At 63.1% G+C, this 17,550-nt stretch carries 15 protein-coding genes and 1 tRNA gene; 9 read left to right on the plus strand and 7 right to left on the minus strand.

Features of this window, described 5'->3' with window-relative positions:
- The gene (locus AAFN55_RS05515) at window positions 1–3,489 is read right to left on the minus strand and encodes a PAS domain-containing hybrid sensor histidine kinase/response regulator (protein ID WP_347797863.1); all 3,489 of its coding nucleotides are present in this window, start codon (window positions 3,487–3,489) and stop codon (window positions 1–3) included.
- Between the two features lie 213 nt (window positions 3,490–3,702).
- Here AAFN55_RS05515 and mscL point away from each other — a divergent pair, with 213 nt between their 5' ends.
- Together mscL and AAFN55_RS05525 are read left to right on the plus strand one after the other, a co-directional pair.
- Entirely contained in the window at window positions 3,703–4,131 is a 429-nt protein-coding gene (gene mscL, locus AAFN55_RS05520; RefSeq protein ID WP_347797864.1) for a large conductance mechanosensitive channel protein MscL, read from the plus strand.
- Window positions 4,132–4,200: 69 nt separating this feature from the next.
- Window positions 4,201–5,367 carry a pyridoxal phosphate-dependent aminotransferase gene (locus AAFN55_RS05525; protein WP_347797865.1) on the plus strand — a complete coding sequence of 389 codons (1,167 nt, stop codon included), beginning with the start codon at window positions 4,201–4,203 and terminating at the stop codon, window positions 5,365–5,367.
- A 15-nt stretch (window positions 5,368–5,382) separates the two neighbouring features.
- Here AAFN55_RS05525 and hemA read toward each other — a convergent pair whose 3' ends face one another.
- A complete protein-coding gene (gene hemA / locus AAFN55_RS05530; protein WP_347797866.1) occupies window positions 5,383–6,663 on the minus strand; it encodes a 5-aminolevulinate synthase in 1,281 nt (426 codons plus the stop codon).
- Window positions 6,664–6,766: 103 nt separating this feature from the next.
- Complete coding sequence (locus tag AAFN55_RS05535; RefSeq protein WP_347797867.1) at window positions 6,767–7,270, minus strand: MarR family transcriptional regulator; 504 nt, start codon at window positions 7,268–7,270, stop codon at window positions 6,767–6,769.
- 83 nt (window positions 7,271–7,353) lie between these two features.
- On the opposite strand from AAFN55_RS05535, the gene AAFN55_RS05540 reads away from it, so the two are divergent.
- From AAFN55_RS05540 to AAFN55_RS05550, 3 genes are read left to right on the plus strand one after another with little or no spacing between them, the layout of a single operon-like run.
- A complete protein-coding gene (locus tag AAFN55_RS05540; protein WP_347800194.1) occupies window positions 7,354–9,129 on the plus strand; it encodes an N-acetylglutaminylglutamine amidotransferase in 1,776 nt (591 codons plus the stop codon).
- A gap of 4 nt (window positions 9,130–9,133) precedes the next feature.
- Window positions 9,134–10,945, plus strand: coding sequence for an N-acetylglutaminylglutamine synthetase (gene ngg / locus AAFN55_RS05545; RefSeq protein ID WP_347797868.1), 1,812 nt, complete (start codon window positions 9,134–9,136; stop codon window positions 10,943–10,945).
- Window positions 10,946–10,962: 17 nt separating this feature from the next.
- Window positions 10,963–12,114: an osmoprotectant NAGGN system M42 family peptidase gene (locus tag AAFN55_RS05550; protein ID WP_347797869.1), complete on the plus strand. Its 1,152-nt coding sequence runs from the start codon at window positions 10,963–10,965 to the stop codon at window positions 12,112–12,114.
- A 4-nt stretch (window positions 12,115–12,118) separates the two neighbouring features.
- Here AAFN55_RS05550 and AAFN55_RS05555 read toward each other — a convergent pair whose 3' ends face one another.
- From AAFN55_RS05555 to AAFN55_RS05565, 3 genes are all read right to left on the minus strand, one after another.
- Window positions 12,119–12,547 (minus strand): L,D-transpeptidase, encoded by a 429-nt coding sequence (locus AAFN55_RS05555; RefSeq protein WP_347797870.1) that lies wholly within the window; start codon window positions 12,545–12,547, stop codon window positions 12,119–12,121.
- 211 nt (window positions 12,548–12,758) lie between these two features.
- Window positions 12,759–13,664 carry an LLM class flavin-dependent oxidoreductase gene (locus tag AAFN55_RS05560; protein WP_347797871.1) on the minus strand — a complete coding sequence of 302 codons (906 nt, stop codon included), beginning with the start codon at window positions 13,662–13,664 and terminating at the stop codon, window positions 12,759–12,761.
- A 67-nt stretch (window positions 13,665–13,731) separates the two neighbouring features.
- Entirely contained in the window at window positions 13,732–13,866 is a 135-nt protein-coding gene (locus AAFN55_RS05565) for a hypothetical protein (RefSeq protein ID WP_347797872.1), read from the minus strand.
- A gap of 105 nt (window positions 13,867–13,971) precedes the next feature.
- Here AAFN55_RS05565 and AAFN55_RS05570 point away from each other — a divergent pair, with 105 nt between their 5' ends.
- Both AAFN55_RS05570 and AAFN55_RS05575 read left to right on the plus strand, forming a co-directional pair.
- Window positions 13,972–14,766 (plus strand): DUF1028 domain-containing protein, encoded by a 795-nt coding sequence (locus AAFN55_RS05570; RefSeq protein ID WP_347797873.1) that lies wholly within the window; start codon window positions 13,972–13,974, stop codon window positions 14,764–14,766.
- Window positions 14,759–15,613 carry an N-formylglutamate amidohydrolase gene (locus AAFN55_RS05575; protein WP_347797874.1) on the plus strand — a complete coding sequence of 285 codons (855 nt, stop codon included), beginning with the start codon at window positions 14,759–14,761 and terminating at the stop codon, window positions 15,611–15,613. The genes AAFN55_RS05570 and AAFN55_RS05575 overlap by 8 nt, the downstream gene beginning before the upstream one ends.
- Window positions 15,614–15,655: 42 nt before the next feature.
- On the opposite strand, the gene AAFN55_RS05580 is transcribed toward AAFN55_RS05575, so the two are convergent.
- Window positions 15,656–15,730 (minus strand) — tRNA-Thr (locus tag AAFN55_RS05580).
- A gap of 204 nt (window positions 15,731–15,934) precedes the next feature.
- On the opposite strand from AAFN55_RS05580, the gene AAFN55_RS05585 reads away from it, so the two are divergent.
- Window positions 15,935–16,129 carry a hypothetical protein gene (locus tag AAFN55_RS05585; protein ID WP_347797875.1) on the plus strand — a complete coding sequence of 65 codons (195 nt, stop codon included), beginning with the start codon at window positions 15,935–15,937 and terminating at the stop codon, window positions 16,127–16,129.
- A 110-nt stretch (window positions 16,130–16,239) separates the two neighbouring features.
- Entirely contained in the window at window positions 16,240–17,529 is a 1,290-nt protein-coding gene (gene murA, locus AAFN55_RS05590) for a UDP-N-acetylglucosamine 1-carboxyvinyltransferase (protein WP_347797876.1), read from the plus strand.
- Window positions 17,530–17,550 lie beyond the last annotated feature (21 nt).

Consider the following 17,550-nt stretch of genomic DNA (forward strand, 5'->3'; position numbering starts at 1 on the left):
CTATTCCGCAGCCGAGAGAAGCTTGCGATAGCGCGTCAGAAGCGTCCGCAGATTGGCAGGCTTCACAGGCTTGTTGATCACCATCACGTCGAGATCCGCCGCTGCCGTCCGCATTTCGTTCGAACGGTCGGCCGTCACAAGAATTGCGGGAACGTCGGCACTCCAGCGGTCACGCAATGCCAGGATCACATCGAGCCCGTTTTCGCCGTCGAGGTGATAGTCGGCGAGGATCACATCGGGCTTCGTATCGAACGTGCCCGCCGGCTGGTCGCGCAGTCCGGCCGCGGTCGTGACCCGACATCGCCATCCTTCCAGCAGAAGCCGCATGCCTTCGAGGATGCGTGGATCGTTGTCGATGCAAAGCACCGAGACGCCGTCGAGCATGACGTTGCGCCGAACGACTGAGCGCACCTCGCTGACGAGTTGCAATTCTGCCGCTTCCACCCTCGGCAGGATCACGGAAAAGCGCGTGCCGCGTCCCTTGTTGGATTGAAGCTGGATTTCCAGCCGAAGCACCCGTGCGATGCGGTCCACGATGGAAAGGCCCAATCCAAGTCCCTGCGCTTCGCGCGCGCCTTCTTCAAGCCGGGTGAATTCACGAAACACGGTATTGAGCTTGTCTTCCTCGATGCCGATGCCGGTATCCCATATCTGCAGTTCCACAAGCTCGCCCCGTCGGCGAACACCAACCAGAACGCGCCCGCTACGCGTGTATTTGATCGCGTTGGACACGAGGTTCTGCACGAGGCGCCGAAAAAGATTTCGGTCGGTGTTCACCGCTATGGTCGACGGCATGATACGAAGCTCGAGCTTCTTTTCCGCCGCAAGCGGCTGGAAATCCGTTTCGATCTGGCGCAGCAAACCGTCAAGCTTGAAGACGCTATCGGCCGGTTGCATGGCGCCCGTATCCAGGCGTGAAATATCCAGCACCGCGCCGAGGATGGTCTCGACGGATTCGAGCGAGGATTCGATGTTGCCGACCGCATCGCCGACCTTGCTTTTGCCAACCGTTTCCAACAGTGCCGAGCAATAGAGCCGTGCGGCGTTGAGCGGCTGGAGGATGTCGTGTCCGGCAGCCGCGAGGAACCGCGTCTTGCCGAGATTGGCTTCCTCCGCCAGCATCTGTGCGAGCGCCAGTTCTTCGTTGACGCGGGTCAGTTCGGACGTCCGGTTTTCGACGCGATGCTCCAGCGTTTCGTTGACGCGCTTGAGCGCGATATCCGCCTGCACCCGGGCGGTGATGTCGGTGTAGGTCGCAACGATCCCGCCGTCCGGCATCGGGTTCGTGCGCAGTTCGATGATGCGGCCGCTGCGCTTGAGTTCGATCGACCATACCTCGCCGAACCACGTCATGCGGTTGAGTGTCTCGGTTTCCGAGCCCGCCGGAATGTCTCCCCGATCGGCAAGGAAACGAAGCACCCGGTGCAGCGACACACCCACCTGGCCCATCTCGCCGGGCAGGTCGAAGAGCGCGCGGAATTGCCGATTCCAGCAGGTGAGGCCGAAGTCGCGGTCGAACACCGTGACGCCTTCCTCCATCTGGTCGAGCGCCGTCTGGAGAAGATCTCGGTTCTGCTGAAGCGCCTCTGTCGCGTCATCGAGAAGGCGAAGAGTGCCGCGCGGGTTGCGGTCATTGCGCTGGAAGAGCAGCGACAGAATGAGCCGCGCCGAGGACGACCCCACGGCACTGGTCAGCAACTGCTCCGAAAAGCGGATCACCGACATGCTGGCAAGCTCGCTGCCGCCGATCTTCCGGCCTTCCTTTGCCTCGAAACTCTGGAACGAGCGTTCCGTCCGCTCCACCCCGAGATAGCGCGCGATCGTGTCCTTCAGATCGTTGACCGTGACCGCGGTTCGAAACCTGCGCAGGCTGGGCATCGGGTTCGTGTCGCGCGGCACGAAGAATGCCGCTTGAATGCGTTCGAGCGGTACGGAAGCACGCGACAGCGAACCGAGGATGAAGAAAAGCGTGTTGACCGACAGGCTCCACAGGACACCGTGGTTCAGCGGTTCGGCGACCGTGCCGAACAGCGCTTGCGGGCGCAGCGCCTGCAATCCGAAAAGTCCTGACGTCAGAAGCTGCGTGTCGGGCGGCGCAAGCGACGGAAACAGAAGCGTGTAAGCCCACACCGTAATGCCGGTCGCCATTCCGAGCAGGGCTCCGCGCCCGTTTGCGCCGCGCCAGATAAGACCGCCGATCAGAGACGGAGCAAATTGCGCGACGGCCGCGAACGAGATCAGCCCGATCGATGCCAGTCGCGTGTTGGTGGTCGTTTCACGATAGTAGAGGAAGGCCGCAAACAGGATGATGAAGATCGATGCGCGACGGACGTTCAGGATGATCTTCGACCAATCCTCCCTGTCCGGCGAATCCGGCCGGAGCAGGCGGCGCATCGCGAGCGGAATGACGAGGTCGTTCGAGATCATGATCGAAAGCGCTACGCTCGCAACGATCACCATCGCGGTCGCGGCCGACAGGCCGCCGATGAAAGCGAAGAGCGCCAGCGCATTCTGCCCGTAGTGAAGCGGTAGCGAAACGACGTAGAGGTCCGAGTTCGAATCCGGTCCCAGAACCGTGACGCCCGCGAACGCGATCGGGATGACGAAGAGGTTGATCGCGACGAGGTAGAGCGGGAACATCCAGCTTGCCTTGCGCAACTCCTCTTCCGATCGGTTCTCGACGACCGTCACGTAGAATTGTCGCGGCAACATGATGATCGCGAAGCCGCTCAGCATGGTCATGACGATCCAGGTGCCGAGCGACGTGTTATAGTCATAGGCCGCCTGAACCTGTGCGTTGTCGCTGACGAGCGCGATGAGATCGGCAGGCCCGCCAAGGAGAAAGAAGGTCACGGCGACGCCGACCGCCAGGAAGGCTGCGAGCTTCACGATCGACTCGACTGCGACGGCGAGGACCAGGCCGTCCTGATGCTCGGTGGCGTCGGCATGCCGCGTGCCGAAAAGGATGGCGAACATGGCCAGCAGGAGCGCCACGGCCAGCGAGATGTCGCCGATGATGAGATCGACCGGTGGCGCGCCATTGTAGTGTTCGACCATCAGGCTGACGGAGCTTGAGATCGCCTTGAGCTGAAGCGCGATGTAGGGAACGGTGCCGAACATCGCGATGATGGTGGCGATCGCCGCGACTGCGAAACTCTTGCCGTAGCGGGCGCCGAGAAAGTCTGCGATCGAGGTGATCTTCTCCGATTTCGCAAGCTTGATAATCCGCCGCAGGAACGGATAGCAGAACACGAAGACCAGGATCGGACCGATATAGATCGTCAGGAACTCGAAGCCACGCTCGCTGGCCAGTCCGACCGAGCCGAAGAACGTCCACGACGTGCAATAGATCGCAAGGCTGAAGGCGTAAATATAGGGTCGTGCGCGGCCGGGGCCCTCGGTCGCGGCACGCCGGTCTCCGAGATGCGCCACCACGAACAGCAGCGTCACATAGGCGATGGCCACGATGATGATGACCCAGCCTTGCATCGGCCCCGTTTCCTCTCAAAGACAGCGCGCGACGACGAGGCAAGCACAGCTAGGCCGGCCTGTCTATCTGTCCATTATGCAGGTCCCGTTGCGCGGCGGTAGAATGTACGGAAAGTACACTTATCGCCCGCCTCGATTTTGGTATGGTGAACGGTATCGGTCGAAAGGACCGGTGCATGATTCTAACACCATTCCATTCTCCAGGAGGGAAGGATGATTAAGGAATTTCAGGAATTTATCGCCAAGGGCAATGTGATGGACCTCGCCGTTGGCGTGATCATCGGCGGCGCTTTCGGGTTGATCGTGTCCTCGCTCGTCGATGACATCATCATGCCGGTCGTGGGGGCGATCTTCGGCGGCTTTGACTTTTCCAACTACTTCCTCCCGCTTTCATCAGGCGTAACGGCCCAGTCTCTCGCTGCGGCACGTGAGCAGGGCGCTGTTTTTGCCTACGGCAATTTCATCACCGTGGTCATCAACTTCCTGATCCTCGCCTGGATCATCTTCCTGATGGTCAAGGCGGTGAACAACATGCGCCGCCGGATCGAGAGGCAGGAAGCCGCAAAGGAAACGCCGGCAGCTCCGCCGCCCGCCGATGTCCAGCTCCTCACCGAGATTCGCGACCTGCTTGCGAAGAACTAGAGGCTGCGCTAGGCATCCGACAGACCCCGGCCCACTGCCGGGGTCTTTCCTTTGCGAAGCGTGGAATCCATGACCCAGACCGAACATTTGCGCTCCGAGGCGCGTCTTGCGCCTGAAAGCGGCATCGTCGCAGTCGTCAATCATGGCCGCACCAAGCCCGGCCTCATTCCGCTCTGGGCAGGCGAGGGCGACCTGCCGACTCCGGGCTTCATTTCCGGTGCCGCCAACGCCGCGCTCAATGCGGGCGAGACGTTCTACACCTGGCAGCGCGGCATTCCGGAATTGCGCGCGGCGCTCGCGCGCTATTACGGCCGGCACTTCGGCGGCAGCTATGATCCGCAGGAATTCATCGTCACTGCGTCAGGCATGCAATCGATCCAGCTCGCGCTCGACGCGGTTGCGGGCCATGGCGACGAAATCGTCTATCTGACGCCTGCCTGGCCGAACTTCGCGGCCGCCGCCGGCGTCGCGGGCACCAAGGCGGTCCCGGTATCGCTCGATCGTTCCGGCAATGGCTGGACGTGTGATGTCGAGAAGCTTGCAGCCGCGATCACGTCGGCCACCAAGGCGATCTTCGTCAACACCCCGTCGAACCCGACCGGCTGGACCGCCGACCGCGAGACGCTTGCTGCCATCCTCGGATTGGCGCGCGAGCGCGGGCTGTGGATCATCGCCGACGAGATCTACGCGCTGTTCCACTACGGTGCCCGCCGTGCGCCGTCCTTCCTCGATGTGATGGACGCGGACGACCGCATCCTCTTCGTCAACAGCTTTTCGAAGAACTGGGCGATGACGGGCTGGCGCATCGGCTGGCTCAAGGTGCATCCCGAGTTACAGCAGGTTTTCGAAAACCTGATCCAGTATTCGACCTCGGGCGTACCGGCTTTCCTGCAGAAGGGCGCGGTCGCAGCACTCGATGAGGGCGACGCCTTCATCGCCAGCCAGGTTGAGCGGGCGCAGCAGGCCCGCGATATCCTGTGCAAGCGCCTGCTGGCGACGGGTCGCGTCGACCTGACCCCGCCGGCGGGGGCTTTCTACCTGTTCTTCAGGATCGATGGCGTCACCGATACGCGCACCGCGGCATTCGACATCGTGGACGATGCCAATGTCGGGCTCGCGCCGGGGACTGCGTTCGGGCCAGGCGGGGAGGATTATTTCCGCATCTGCTTCCACCGCCGCCTCGATCAGATCGAGGAAGCGGCTGACAGGCTGGCGCGCTGGATCGAAACCCGCTGAGGTAGGTCTTTCGACTCAGCCGCCCGACTTTGCCACGACGAGCGGCACGACCCGATCGGACTTGACCGGCACGTCGGGCTTGGTCTCGTCGCGGAACGGAATACCCAGCGCATTCCATGTCTCGACCAGCGCATCGCGCAGCGTCTCGATCAGTGTGTCGTCGTGGAACGGCGTCGGCGTGATGCGCAGCCGCTCGGTGCCGCGCGGCACGGTCGGGTAGTTGATCGGCTGGATGTAGATCCCGTGCTTGGCGAGCAGCCTGTCGCTGGCCATTTTGCAGAGCTCGGGATCGCCGACCAGAACCGGCACGATATGCGTTTCCGACGGCATCACCGGTAGGGCGGAGGCGGAGAGCACATCCTTTGCCTGCCGAGCTTGGCGCTGCTGGGCATCGCGCTCCACGCTCGACTGCTTCAGATGGCGGATCGAGGCGGTTGCCGCCGCGGCGATCGATGGCGGCAGTGCGGTGGTGAAGATAAAGCCCGGCGCGTAGGAGCGCACGGCGTCGATGACCGAGCGGGTGCCCGAAATGTACCCGCCCAACGTGCCGAAGGCCTTCGCAAGCGTGCCTTCGATGACGTCGATGCGATGGGCAAGCCCGTCGCGCTCGGTGATGCCGCCTCCGCACGCGCCATACATGCCGACAGCGTGGACCTCGTCGATATAGGTCATCGCATTGTACTTGTCGGCGAGGTCCGCGATCGCTTCGATCGGCGCGATGTCGCCATCCATCGAGTAGACGCTCTCGAAGACGATCAGCTTGGCGCGTTCGCGGCCAGCCTGCTGCAACAGCATTTCGAGGTGCTCGATGTCGTTGTGACGAAAGATCTTCTTCTCAGCACCAGAGCGGCGCACGCCTTCAATCATCGACGCGTGGTTCAGTTCGTCGGAGAGAATGAGGCAGTTCGGCAGGAGCTTGCCGATCGTCGAGATCGCCGCTTCGTTGGACACGAAGCCTGACGTGAAGACGAGCGCCGCTTCCTTGTCGTGCAGATCGGCAAGCTCGAGTTCGAGTTCCACCAGCGGATGATTGGTGCCGGAAATGTTCCGGGTGCCGCCCGCGCCGGAGCCCATGGTGCCCGCAGCCTTCTGCGACGCAGCGATAACATCCGGGTGCTGACCCATGCCGAGATAATCGTTCGAGCACCACACGGTGATTTCCCGCGTCTCGCCCTGCGAGCGCCAGATAGCCTTGGGAAACTCACCGACGATGCGTTCCAGATCCGCGAAGACGCGATAGCGTCGTTCCGCATGCACCTGGTCGATTGCCTCTTCGAAAAACCGCTCGTAGTTCATGGCACCTTCCTGCAATTGCGCGGAAAATAGCCATGGCGGGCTTCTGCGTCCACGCCATCGGGTCGGGCAAATTGCCACGGATGCGGCAGGCCATTTCGGAGGCTCAACTGATGGCCGGCCCCTCGAATTCGCCGCCCCGCGAAAGCAGGTCAGCCAGCCGCACGGCCGCCTCCACGATCGCACGGCGCTCGGTGTCGTCGAGCCGCGCGAACCGCTCCAGGAAGAGGGGGCCGAGTGGTGCGGGCGCGCCGGCGACCATGATCATGCCTGGCTCAGTCAGGCGCGTGTGGACGATGCGCCGGTCGCTGCCCGAGCGGTATCGCTGGACGAGGCCCCGTTCTTCCAGATTGTCGAGCACCGTGACAACCGTCGCCGGGCTGATGTCGGCATAGGCGGACAACGCCGCCGACGTCACCTCGCCAAGTTCGGCCATGCCCTTCATGAGCACAAGCTGGGCTGCGGTCAGGCCGCTCGCCTTGGCAAGCGCCTTCGATTGCAGGTCGTGCGCACGCACGATCCGCCTGATCGCCTTCTCGATAGTGCGGGTTTCGGCATCCCGGAACTTTTGCGGGCCGCTGGCGTTGCCCGGCTGTCTGTTGTTCGTCATGGCCATTCATTTGACATCTAATGATCAGACATATAATCAATATCGCGACGAAGTAAAGAATAACGGAGGTTTTGACCAGCACCGTGTGTGGAATTTGCGGAGAAATACGATTCGACGGCGCGCAGCCCTCAGCGCTTGCCCAGGCCCGAATGATGGATGCGATCGCGCCGCGTGGACCGGATGGATCCGGTCTCGTGATGCATGGTCACACCGCGCTCGCGCATCGCCGCCTGTCGATCATCGACCTGTCTGAAAAGGCGCGCCAGCCCATGGTGGATGCCGAACTCGGTCTCACGATCGCGTTCAACGGCTGCATCTACAATTATCCGGAGCTGCGCAGCGAACTCGAGGAAAAGGGCTACCGCTTCTTCTCGCACGGCGACACCGAAGTCATCCTCAAGGCATGGCACGCCTGGGGCACGGAATGCGTCACGCGCTTCATGGGCATGTTCGCTTTCGTGATCCACGAGCGCGACACGGGCCGCGTCGTCATGGCGCGCGACCGGTTCGGCATCAAGCCACTCTATCTGGCCGAGAACGATCGCTCGGTGCGCTTCGCATCGTCGCTGCCGGCCCTCCTGAAGGCCGGCGACATCGACGCGTCGATCGATCGCCACGCGCTTCATCACTATCTCTCGTTCCACGCCGTCGTTCCGCCCCCGCGCACCATCATCAATGGCGTGAAGAAGTTCCCGCCGGCGACGATCCGCGTCATCGAGCAGGACGGCCGCAAGACCGACACCGTCTATTGGAGCCCGCCCTATCAGCGCGATCCGTCGATGGCCGGACTGTCGTCGAACGACTGGCGCGACATGGTGCTCGACAGCCTGCGCACCGCCGTCAAGCGCCGCATGGTGGCGGACGTGCCGGTTGGTGTGCTGCTCTCCGGCGGGGTCGATTCGAGCCTGATCGTCGGCCTGCTCGCGGAGCAGGGCCAGCACGGGCTGATGACCTTTTCGGTCGGCTTCGAGGAAGCCAATGGCGAGAAGGGCGACGAATTCGTCTACTCCGATCTGATCGCCAAGCACTACGGCACCGACCACCACAAAATCTTCGTGCCGTCCGACAAGCTGATGGACGCGCTGCCCGGCGCGTTTGCGGCAATGTCGGAGCCGATGGTGTCCTACGACAATGTCGGTTTTTACCTGCTGTCGCAGGAGGTTTCCAAGCACATCAAGGTGGTGCAGTCCGGCCAGGGTGCGGATGAGGTCTTCGGCGGTTACCACTGGTATCCGCCGCTGGCGAACTCGAACGACGTCGTCGACGACTACGCCCGCGTCTTCTTCGATCGCTCGCATGCGACGATGGCACAGCACGTCAATCCGGAATGGCTCGCCGATACGGACGTCAGCCGCGAACTCGTTGCCCGGCACCTGCTGAGCGCCGGCGCGGACACGCCGGTCGACGCGGCCTTGCGGCTCGACAGCCAGGTGATGCTGGTCGACGATCCGGTCAAGCGCGTCGACAACATGACGATGGCGTGGGGTCTCGAGGCGCGCGTGCCGTTCCTCGATCACGAGCTGGTCGAACTGGCCGCGAAAGTTCCGATCGAGGAAAAGCTCAAGCAGAACGGCAAGGGCGTGCTGAAGGAAGCCGCACGTCTCGTCGTTCCGCATGAGGTCATCGACCGCAAGAAGGGCTACTTCCCGGTCCCGCAGCTCAAATATGTCGATGGACCGTATCTCGACATGGTGCGTGATGCGCTGACGTCGCGTGCAGCGACCGACCGGGCGATCTTCCGCGACGACTATCTGCAGAAGCTATTCGCCTCGCCATCCGACCACATCACGCCGCTTCAGGGGTCTGAACTCTGGCAGGTCGGTCTGCTCGAACTCTGGTTGCAGACGCATGGGATCTAGCGAGATGGCCAAGAAAAGTGCGCCTGATGACAGGTCGCAGCGCCATCGATCGGACAAGGCGCTGGCGCACCGCCTGAAGCGCCTGCGCGCCGATTCGATGAATCCCGTGATGGAGATGTCGGAAGCAGAAACGGCCTCAAGAACCGGAGCCGTCAGCGTCGATTGCGGATGGGGCCGGCTGATCTTCGCGCAGACCTTCGAGAACGCGGCGGACCTCGTCTCCGCAATCCGCGAGGAGGGGCCGGAGCGTCGCGACATCGCGTTTTACGTGCGCGATCCGCACGTCCTTCTGGCCGAAGCGCCGCAGGAGATTTTTCTCGATCCGTCACACACGTTCCGGCTCGATCTGGCGACCTACCGGTCGGGACGACGACAGCCGCGCGGCTATTTCGTGAGGCGGCTGTCGTCCGAGGCGGATGCGCGCGCCGTCAACCGCATCTATGCCGCGCGTGGTATGGTATCCGTCCGGCCCGACTTCTTCTGGTCGAACCGTGACAATCGGGCCATCACCTATTTCGTAGCCGAGGACGAGGCCACCGGCGAGATCGTCGGCACGGTCACGGGCATCGATCACCGCCGGGCCTTTGCCGACCCGGAACAGGGCTCGTCGCTCTGGTGCCTTGCCGTCGATCCGCAGGCGCGCCATCCCGGCATCGGCGAGATGCTCGTTCGCAGGCTTGCCGAGCATTTCAAGGCGCGGGGCGCGGCGCATATGGATCTGTCTGTCCTGCACGACAACGACCAGGCGATCGCACTTTACGAGAAGCTCGGTTTCCGCCGCGTTCCGGTCTTCGCGGTCAAGCGCAAGAATCCCATCAACGAGCGCCTCTATGCGCGCCCGCTGGAAGCCTATGACGCGCTGAACCCCTATGCGCGGCTGATCGTCGACGAGGCGCGCAGGCGTGGCGTCCATGTCGAGATCACCGACGCCGAAGGCGGCTTCTTCCGGCTGTCGCATGGCGGGCGGTCGGTCCATTGTCGCGAAAGCCTCTCCGAGATGACGTCCGGCGTCGCGATGTCGATCTGCGACGACAAGGCCGTGACGCGCCGCGTCGTGGAAGCCGCGGGCATCGTCGTGCCCGAACAAATGGTTGCGGGAGATGACAGGCACGCTCTCCAGGCGTTTCTCGAAAAGCATGGCCGCGTGGTCGTGAAGCCCGCGCGCGGCGAGCAGGGCAGGGGCGTCGCGGTCGGGCTCGAAACGATCGAGGATATCGACCGTGCCGTCGCCACAGCGCGCGAGGTTTGCGACCGGGTGCTGGTGGAAGCCTGTTTCGACGGCGAGGATTTGCGGCTCGTCGTCATCGATTTTAAGCTGGTCGCCGCTGCTGTCCGCCGCCCGCCGCGTGTCGTCGGCGATGGCCGCAGCAACATCCGCAGGCTGATCGAGAGCCAGTCACGCAGGCGGTCTGCCGCAACGGGCGGCGAAAGCACTATCCCGATCGACGCCGAGACTGAGCGGTGCCTGGCTGCGGCCGGCTTCGATCTCGATACGGTGCCCGAGAGCGGAACCGACATCGTCGTGCGCAAGACTGCCAACCTCCACACTGGCGGCTCGATCCACGATGTGACGGGCGTCGTTCATCATCGCCTCGTGGAAGCCGCGATCAATGCCGCGCGCGCGATCGACATTCCTGTGGTCGGCATCGATTTCATGGTGCACTCGCCGACCGAGCCGGACTATGTGTTCATCGAGGCCAACGAGCGGCCCGGCCTTGCGAACCACGAACCGCAGCCGACGGCAGAGCGGTTCCTGGACCTGCTGTTCCCGCTCTCCGGCCACCGTGCAGCCACGCAGGCGCTCGGCAAGATGTAACCCTTCGGGAGAGATCAATGACCATCGACGAAGCCTACCTCGTCGCGCAGCTCAAGGCCCTCTTGGCCATCGACAGCCCAACGGGATACACGGACCAGGTGGTGCGCCACTGCTCCAAGGAGCTTGAGCGTCTTGGGCTTACACCCGAACTGACGCGGCGCGGGGCGATCCGCGCCGTGCGCCAGGGCAGCCGCCGCAAGGGCGCCCGCGCGGTCGTCACCCATCTCGACACGCTCGGCGCGCAGGTAAAGCTCGTCAAGGAGAATGGCCGCCTGGAACTCGTTCCCATAGGCCACTGGTCGGCGCGCTTCGCAGAAGGCGGGCGCGTGACGCTCTACAGCGAGCAGGGCAGCTTTCGCGGCAGTGTGCTGCCGCTCAAGGCCTCCGGCCACACCTACAATGACGAGGTCGATACGGCGCCTGTGGGCTGGGCGCATGTCGAACTGCGCATCGATGCGCCGACGCAGACGAAGCTCGAAACGCGCGCGCTCGGCATCGATGTCGGCGATTTCGTCGCCTTCGATACTGGGGCGGAGTTTCTCGACAACGGCTTCATCAACTCCCGCCATCTGGACGACAAGGCCGGCGTGGCCATCGCGCTTGCCGCGATCGAAGCGCTCGAACGCGAGAACGTGAAGACCCCGGTCGACATCCACTGGCTGTTCACCATCGCCGAGGAAGTCGGCGTCGGCGCCGCATCCATCGTCACGCCCGAAATCGCCTCGATGGTGACGATCGACAACGGAACCACCGCGCCTGGGCAGAACTCTTCGGAGTTCGGCGTCACGGTCGCCATGGCGGATCAGGCCGGGCCGTTCGATTATCATCTGACGAAGAAGCTCGTCGATCTCTGCCGCGAGGGCGACATCCCCTACCAGAAGGATGTGTTCCGCTATTACCGGTCGGACTCGGCGTCGGCGATCGAGGCGGGCCACGACGTTCGCACCGCCTTGCTCGCCTTCGGCATCGATGCCTCGCACGGCTATGAGCGCATCCACGTCCATGCGCTGACGTCCGTCGCGACGCTTGTGGCAGCTTATGCAGAGAGCCCCATCGATATCGCCCGCGACGTGAAGGAGGTCTCCAGCCTCAAGGGCTTCCCGCGCCAGCCGATTGCCGAGGCCGAACAGCCGGACTTCGATCCCGCGAAGCTTGCCGCGTCGGAATAAAGCCTCAGCGGCTGACGACGATGCGCACGTTCTTCAGGCCTTCCTTTTGCGCCAGACGGTAAAGCACGGCCGCGTTCCGCGTATCGAGCCGCACGCACCCGGCTGAAGCAGGTCTGCCCAGACGGTTGACCTGGTTCGTGCCGTGCACGGCATAATTGCCGTTGTAGAAGATGGCGTAGGGCATCGGCGCGTTGCTGTAGCGGCTGGACCGATGGTTCTTCGACAGCCACTTCGCCGACCAGCTTCCGGACGGCGTGACCTTGCCGGAGCGCGCTGTCGAGACCTTCCAGCGGTACTTGACCTGGCCGCGATGCACGACGGTCATCGTCTGGGTCGCGATATCGACCTTTGCCACAACGGTCGCGGCCTGTGCCGCGGCAGGAACGCCCAGTGACACGGTGAGAGCCAATGCAATCCGTGCAAAGATGTTCATAGCTTCGCCTCGATCCGGTAACGCCAAGAACAGCGTAAGAGGGCCTGAAGCTATTGCCGAAACATTTCCATGTGGTGAAACGGTAGACTTAACGAAGTCTTCGAGGACGGCGCCGTTGATCGCTCGCTGCGCGCGGTTTTATCGTGGTTGCATGACCGGTGCTGCGCGACCCCAAAGGCCGCACAGTCTTCATTTTCGATCGTGCTGGACGCTACGCGGAGTGCCGGTGATGCCAGCGAACCGCAGGCGAGGCAGGGATGCGGCGCGCCGAGTTGCGCAAGAGGTCCCCGATCTCGTCTGCGACGAACCGCATGGTTTCCGCCGTGCGGAGATCACCGATCATGAACTCGCTCGCGCCCGCTTCGACATAGGGCAGGAGAGCCAGAACCGCGCGTTCGGCAAGTGCGGGCTGGTGCAAACTCCCGTGAAGCCGCCCGGCCACCATCTGCTCGACCGTTACCGGAACCGCGAACCTGATCTTGTCGGCGCGCCCGAAACCGGATGCGAGTGATCGCACACGCTCGATCTGGTTCGCGACGTCCTGAACCGGTCCCGGCACAAGTTCGATGACATCCGCGTGGCGTGCAGCGACCTTCATCGCCACACCGGTCGTGGCGGCGATGCGCAGGGAAATGCCGAGGCCCTGCGGCCCCTTTTCCGGCACATATCCCGCGCGAACGCTATAAAACTCGCCTTCGTGATCAAAGGGATAGGCGTTGGACCAAAGCCGCTTGAGCAGCGTCAGATATTCGTCCGTCTGGCGCCAGCCTGCCTCGTGCGAGGTCAGTCCCTCGTCGGGTCCGCCGCTGGCGAACCGCAGCGCGAGACGGCCTTCCGTCAGGCGATCGAGATAGGCGAGTTGCCGGGCCGAAACGGTCGGCGCGATCACGCCTGCGAGATGCGTGACGATGATGGTCATGGCGTCGGTCGCTCGCGCGACATTGGCCGCCACGTCGAGATTGGCGAGCGTTCCGCCGGTGTGATCGACGACGACCGATGAGAATCCCGACCGATCCGCCAGGATCAGTTGCTCGCGATACGTGTCCGGGTTGAAGAAGAAATCTTCCGCGGCTTCCACAGCAGCAAGACTTGGACTGAGTGTGAATGCTATCGACATGTCATCCTCCGTGCACAGTCAGGCGTTTCAAGAAGATGGGCCAGCCGGCATGCCGGCCGGAATGGGTTCATGCAACCAGACCGAGCACCAATGCGCTCGCAAAGGCGAAGGCGAGCGCGAACATCGCATAGGCCGGGACGCGGTTGGCGACGCTCGATACGCGGGCAGTCCGTCGATTTGGGGAACCTTGAATATAGGCCATACCGTCCTCCTTCAGCGCCTTAAGTCTATTAAACCAGTAGAATTTGTCGATTTCTTTTTTGAGCGAATTGTGAGGCAATTTTTGCGCATTAGGCTGGAATCTTAGATGACTGTTCCGGCGAGCCTGCGATCCAGGCCGCTCGACGTATTGCGCGCGTCGGACGGAACCGCACCGGAGACGCGGTCGTTTGCCTACCTCCAGCCGGTTCCAGATCGTCGAGGCAACATGACGCTTTCAATCATCGCCCGGTGCGCGCAGACGGGCCAGTTCGGCATCAGCGCAACGACGGCCTTGCCTGCGGTAGGCAAGCTGCTCGACCACGCGCATACGGGGCTGGGTGCAGTCGCCACCCAGGGCAAGCTCAATCCCTATCTCGGCATCGATGGCATCCGCCTTCTCGAACAGGGCCGGACCGCCAGGGAGGTCGTCGATGAACTCAGCCGCGCCGACGAAATGGCCGCACGTCGCCAATTTGCCGTGATCGATTCGCGCGGCGAAACCGCCGTGTGGACCGGCGACGGCTGTAAGGACTACGCCGGCTCCATCGAGGGCGATGGATTCAGCGTCCAGGGCAATCGGTTGGCGGACAGGGGCGTCATCGAAGCAGCCGCCCGATCCTACGAGGCACACCGCGGCGAACCGCTCGTCGAGAGGCTCCTGAACTCTCTTGCGGCTGGCGTGGACGCCGGCGGCGACCGGCTTGGCGAGCAATCCGCCTCCATCTTGGTCGTGGCGGATCAGGAATACCCGTTATGGGATATCCGCGTCGATCAGCACGACCACCCGATCGCCGAGCTGATCCGCCTCAAGCGGGTCTTTCAGGAAGAACTGTATCCGCACATCCTGCTGATGCCGACGCGCGAGTATCCGGCTGGTCAGCCCGGCGAGTACGATGTCTGAGTACAGCATTCACGATGCGGTGGACCTGATCGAGCCGCAAGGCGAGGCGCTTCCGATCGTTTTCGATTCCCCACACAGCGGCACCACCTACCCGGATGATTTTGCCCATGCGGTCGATCCGTTTCTCCTCCATGCGGGAGAAGACAGGTTCGTCGACGATCTCATCATCGACGCGCCACGACACGGTATCGTTCTCATCCGTGCCCTTTTCGCCCGAACCTATATCGACCCGAATCGCGAACCGGGTGATCTCGATCCCGAACTGCTCGAGCAGGACTGGCCGGAAGCGATCGAGGCGGGAAGACACAGCCAAAGAGGCGTTGGGCTTGTCTTTCGCCTTATTGGAGGCGGCGTGCCGATCTACGCCCGCCGGCTGGGGGCATCGGAACTCAACCATCGGATCGAAAACTACTGGCGCCCCTATCATGCGTGCCTCGCCGGCCGCATCGACGCTCTGCACGCCCGCCACGGCGCGGTGTGGCATGTCGATTGGCATTCGATGCTGGCCGTGGGCAACGATCTGTCGCCCGATCCGGGCGTCCACAGGCCGGATTTCGTGCTCGGCGACCTGCACGGAACGAGTTGTGATCCCGAATTCACCGACTTCATCGCCTCGGCCCTGGGCGATCTCGGTTACACGGTGGGGCTCAACGAACCCTATGCCGGCGCTCACATCGTCGAACACTATGGCAGGCCAAAAGACGCCCGCCACTCGATCCAGATCGAGATCAATCGCGGCCTCTATATGGAGCAGGATACGCTTGGCCGGACGGATGGATTACCCACCCTGCGCACCGCCCTCGACGCCTTCTCTGCCAAGCTCGCGCAATGGATAACGTCGCGCTGATCCAGCGCACGAAAGGATTCCAGCGATTTCAAGGGGATGGACTGGTGCTGCGAGAGAGGATTGAACTCTCGACCTCTCCCTTACCAAGGGAGTGCTCTACCACTGAGCTACCGCAGCATGTCGCGAATGCGGCGGACTTCTGCCACATGGATGCGGGGAGCGCAAGCGCGGATCGGCGCAAACTTGGGGTTGTTTCCACATGGGGCGAGTCTCGACTTCCAGCCGCCGGCTTATGATCCGCTGTGCCGTTTGAGCAGACGCGCGGCTCTGCTATAGCTGCGCCGCCAGATGAACATAATTTCCATCTAGCCGGAGACTGCAGTGAGCACGCGGGACGAACACGCTCGAAATATCGCCGATCAACAGGCCAGAAAGCAGGCGCGGCTGGCGGAAAAGCTGCGCGCCAACCTCCAACGCCGCAAGGCGCAGGCCCGGTCGCGGCGCGCTGGCGAGGAGGATGCCCGTCCCGACGGGCTGGCGGATGTCGGCGCGGAAGCGTCGGACGACAAGGATTGAAGGGCCGTCCTGCGGCTTACCCAGCGTGCAGTTGTGTCGGCGCAGCCGCTGGGTTAGAGGGGCCGGCTCGAAAATGAGACGAGAGCCGGGTACTCCGGCAAGGGGATCGAATGGATCGCATCAGGATTGTCGGTGGAAACGCGCTCAACGGCACGATTCCCATCTCGGGCGCGAAGAACGCGGCGCTGCCGCTCATGATCGCGTCGCTCTTGACCGACGGCACGCTGAGCCTCGGCAACGTGCCGCATCTGGCCGACGTGGAACAGCTCACCCGCATTCTCGGCAATCACGGCGTCGATTATTCGGTCAACGGTCGTCGCGAGCAGCAGAATTCCGGCTATGCCCGCACCATCAATTTCACCGCGAAGTCGATCGTCGATACGACCGCGCCTTATGAACTCGTCTCCAAGATGCGTGCCTCCTTCTGGGTGATCGGGCCGCTTCTGGCGCGCATGGGCGAGGCGCGCGTGTCGCTGCCCGGTGGCTGCGCGATCGGTACGCGCCCGGTGGATCTGTTTATCGACGGCCTGCGTGCGCTTGGCGCCGAGATCGAAATCGAGCAGGGTTATGTGCACGCGCGTGCGCCCAAGGGCCTCATTGGCAACCGCTACGTGTTTCCGAAAGTCTCGGTCGGCGCGACGCATGTTCTGCTGATGGCGGCATCGCTGGCCCATGGTCAGACCGTCCTCGAGAATGCGGCGCGCGAGCCGGAAATCGTCAACCTCGCGGAATGCCTGAACGCCATGGGCGCGAAGATTTCCGGTGCGGGCACGCCGACGATCGTCATCGACGGTGTGACGTCGCTGTCGGGCGCGACGCATGACGTGATTCCCGACCGCATCGAAACCGGCACCTATGCCATGGCGGTTGCCATGACCGGCGGCGATGTCGTGCTCGAAGGCGCGCGTGCGGACCTTCTGGACACTGCGCTCGACACGCTGACCCAGGCGGGTGTCGAGGTGACGCCACTAAACTCCGGCATCCGCATTCGGCGCAACGGCTCCGGCATCATGCCGGTCGATGTGACCACGGAACCGTTCCCGGGCTTTCCGACCGATCTGCAGGCGCAATTGATGGGCCTGATGACGATGGCCAAGGGCAAGTCGCGCATCACCGAGACGATCTTCGAAAATCGCTTCATGCACGTTCAGGAGCTTGCCCGCCTCGGGGCGAAGATCACGCTCTCCGGGCAGACCGCGATCGTCGAGGGCGTGTCGCAGTTGCATGGAGCGCCCGTCATGGCGACCGACCTACGGGCTTCGGTTTCGCTCGTCATTGCGGGCCTCGCCGCGCAGGGCGAAACGGTGGTGAATCGTGTCTACCATCTGGATCGCGGTTTCGAGCGTCTGGAAGAGAAGCTGTCCGGCTGCGGCGCCACGATCGAGCGCCTGTCCTCCTGACAAAATGACGGCGGCGCGCGA

The organism is Mesorhizobium sp. CAU 1732 (assembly GCF_039888675.1).
Lineage (GTDB): Bacteria > Pseudomonadota > Alphaproteobacteria > Rhizobiales > Rhizobiaceae > Aerobium.